At 53.7% G+C, this 2,655-nt stretch carries 2 protein-coding genes; both read left to right on the forward strand.

Features of this window, described 5'->3' with window-relative positions:
- Positions 1-229 precede the first annotated feature (229 nt).
- A complete protein-coding gene (locus MK110_19685) occupies positions 230-2,017 on the forward strand; it encodes a hypothetical protein (protein MCH2213526.1) in 1,788 nt (595 codons plus the stop codon).
- A gap of 196 nt (positions 2,018-2,213) precedes the next feature.
- Positions 2,214-2,655 (forward strand): hypothetical protein (locus tag MK110_19690; protein ID MCH2213527.1); only part of this gene is annotated, 442 nt, incomplete at its 3' end.

The following is a 2,655-nucleotide window of genomic DNA, read 5'->3' on the forward strand; positions in this document are numbered from 1 at the left end:
ATCTCTAAAATCGGCGGTACGGTTGCTCTGCGAATCAAAATGTTTCAGGCAAAACTCTTCGCCTATAAACTGTAAAAAAAGATGGACACGATGTTATCAACGTTCTGTCCAGCCGCGGTATGAACAACGTGGATATCTCTCCTTATCCTTCCAGACGACGGCAGGCTGCAGGATTCACCACACTTCTGACCATGCACCTCGCGCAACGAACAGTCACGGAACACCTCACATGCACCATCTTTCGGTCGATACTCAAGCCAGCCACGGCCCGGTGACTCGTGATTCCTCTGAATATTCCTCGTTCTTTGTCATGACAAATGGATTGTTGACCTCTGCCCGGAAAGTACTTGCCGCAGGTCTTTGCTTTGTAATGCTGAGTCAGGTCCATAACGCGGCCGGGCAGCAGGTGTTGCAAAAAGGGGAACCTGAAGAAAAACAGAAATCATCCCCGTTCAAAAAGCGACCGCAGGAACGTAAACGCATTCGATTCAACAGCGGCGCATGGAATCCCCTGGTTGATACAACGGAAGTATTTCCTGGCAACCGAAATATCGATGAACATGGTGTGTTCAATCTGTACGACGGAGCGGTCGGTGTCAGGTTCAGTGTGGAGCAGGCAGATCGATCCGCACCGCTTCTGGAAGCGGTTGAAGAATGGGAACTGGGAAGCTCCATCTGGCCGCTTTTTATCTGGAATGCAGACGGCCTGTGGCACATGATTTACGAATGCACCACAGCCGACAAAACCTGTTACGCCACCAGCATTGACGGCTATCAATGGCACCGTCCTGAGCTGGGACAGGTGAAATTTGGAGGATCAGCCAAAAATAATCTTCTGGCCCGTGGCATCGTTGGAGCAACCGGTGTGTTTCTCGATCCTCACGCACTGCCAAACGAGCGTTTCAAAGCCATGGGCAGCGACACCAACTGGTACGATCCTGACACCCTGCAGCCACTGACCGGTCCCGAGGCAAGGGAACGATCGACCAAACAACAGGAACTGGGCGCTGAATACCAGGGACCTCGTGCTGAATTGTGGGCAAGGACTGTGGGATGGGTCTCACCGAACGGCCTCGACTGGAAAATGCTCGAAGAGTCGTTAGGTAACCGACCGGTGAATGGTGGTATTTCCGCTTATTACGATGCCTACCTGGACGAGTACATCGCCTATCTGCAGATCATGGGGAACACCACTGAACTGATGTCTGGAATCGGATCGGGCCAAATCGAAGTTGAAACGCAGCGGCGGACGATCGGCTTTTCCCGCACCAAAAATTTCCGCAACTGGCCGGCACCCCGGCTGATTCTTGCTCCTGATGGCCAGGACGACCTGGACATCTCATTCTACGGTGCCAACTACTTTCCCTATCCGGGGCGCACTGACCTGCACACCATGGTCATCCCGATCTATCATCAGGCCACAGAAGACATGGACAGCCAAATCGCCTTCAGTCGGGACGGTATTTTCTGGTACCGGCCTGAACGTCGCGCAGTGCATACCGTGGGGCTACCCGGCAGCGGTGATCAGTGTTCAGCACATCCCTGGCGAAGCGGTTTGATCGAGTTACCGGACGGCCGCTGGGCAGTCCCGTACTCGGCCAACTCGACTCGGCATAACGTGAACGAAAAGGATAAAGACGAGTTATTCCCCGAGCGGAAACCCATGCAAATTCGCTATATGCTCTGGCAACCCCACAGATTTTGCAGCATCGAAGCCGAAGTCGAAGGACGGTTCACAATTCCGACCATCTATCGTCATGGAAATGAGCTACGACTGAACTACCGCTGTGCCCCAGGAGGATGGATCACCGTCGAACTGGTGCATGCCCGCTCGGCCGTTTCCCCCGATCCGGATGCCATTGAAGGATTTTCCTTTACAGATTGTGACCGCCTGATCGGCGACGAGGCCGACCACGTCGTGACCTGGAAGGGCAAAAGTGATCTCTCGGGAATCGGTAGTACCGCAGGAATACGCATCAAATTGTTTCAGGCAAAGTTGTTTGCCTATAAGCTGTAACACAAGAAAACAGCTGTTTTTCTTCTATCCTCCGAACCTCCGTCAGGCGGTAAAATCGGCCAGATTCTGGGGGGGCAAACTTCAGCCAGCTTAACTCCGCAACGACATAATCTTATCATACAGAAGTCGTTAGGGCGGAGCCTCTCACACGGCTTGTGAAGTTCGTCCTGCATCCAACCGTCAGGGAACACCTCGCATGACCAATCTATCCACCGATCTCCAAACCGGCCGACCGGTGACTTATCATCCGTCTGAACGTTCCTCGTGGTTTCCGCGGACAAATGGATGGTGGGACTACGCCCGCAGAATGCTTGCGGCGGGGATTTGCCTGGTGGCCCTGATCCTCGGCAACCATGCAGCAGCGCAGCAGGTGGTACAAAAAGAACAGCCTGAGGGAAAACAGAAGCCGTCCCCCTTCAAGGAACCGCAGAAACGCTCAAAGCGAATTCGAAGTAATCCGGGAGCATGGAATCCGATTGTCGACACCACCGATGTGTTCACGGGTAACCGAAATGTCGATGAACGCGGACGATTTAACCTCTACGACGGAGTCCTCGGCGTCAAAATCCGGGTCGAACAGGCACAACGTTCCGAACCACTGCTGGAAGCCAACCCCGACTGGGAGAGGAACTCGATCT

The organism is Fuerstiella sp. (assembly GCA_022447225.1).
Classification (GTDB): Bacteria; Planctomycetota; Planctomycetia; order Planctomycetales; family Planctomycetaceae; genus S139-18.

Coding starts and splice junctions, on each gene's coding strand:
- MK110_19685 (MCH2213526.1), top strand. CDS start 230: ATGCACCATCTTTCGGTCGATACTCAAGCCAGCCACGGCCCGGTGACT.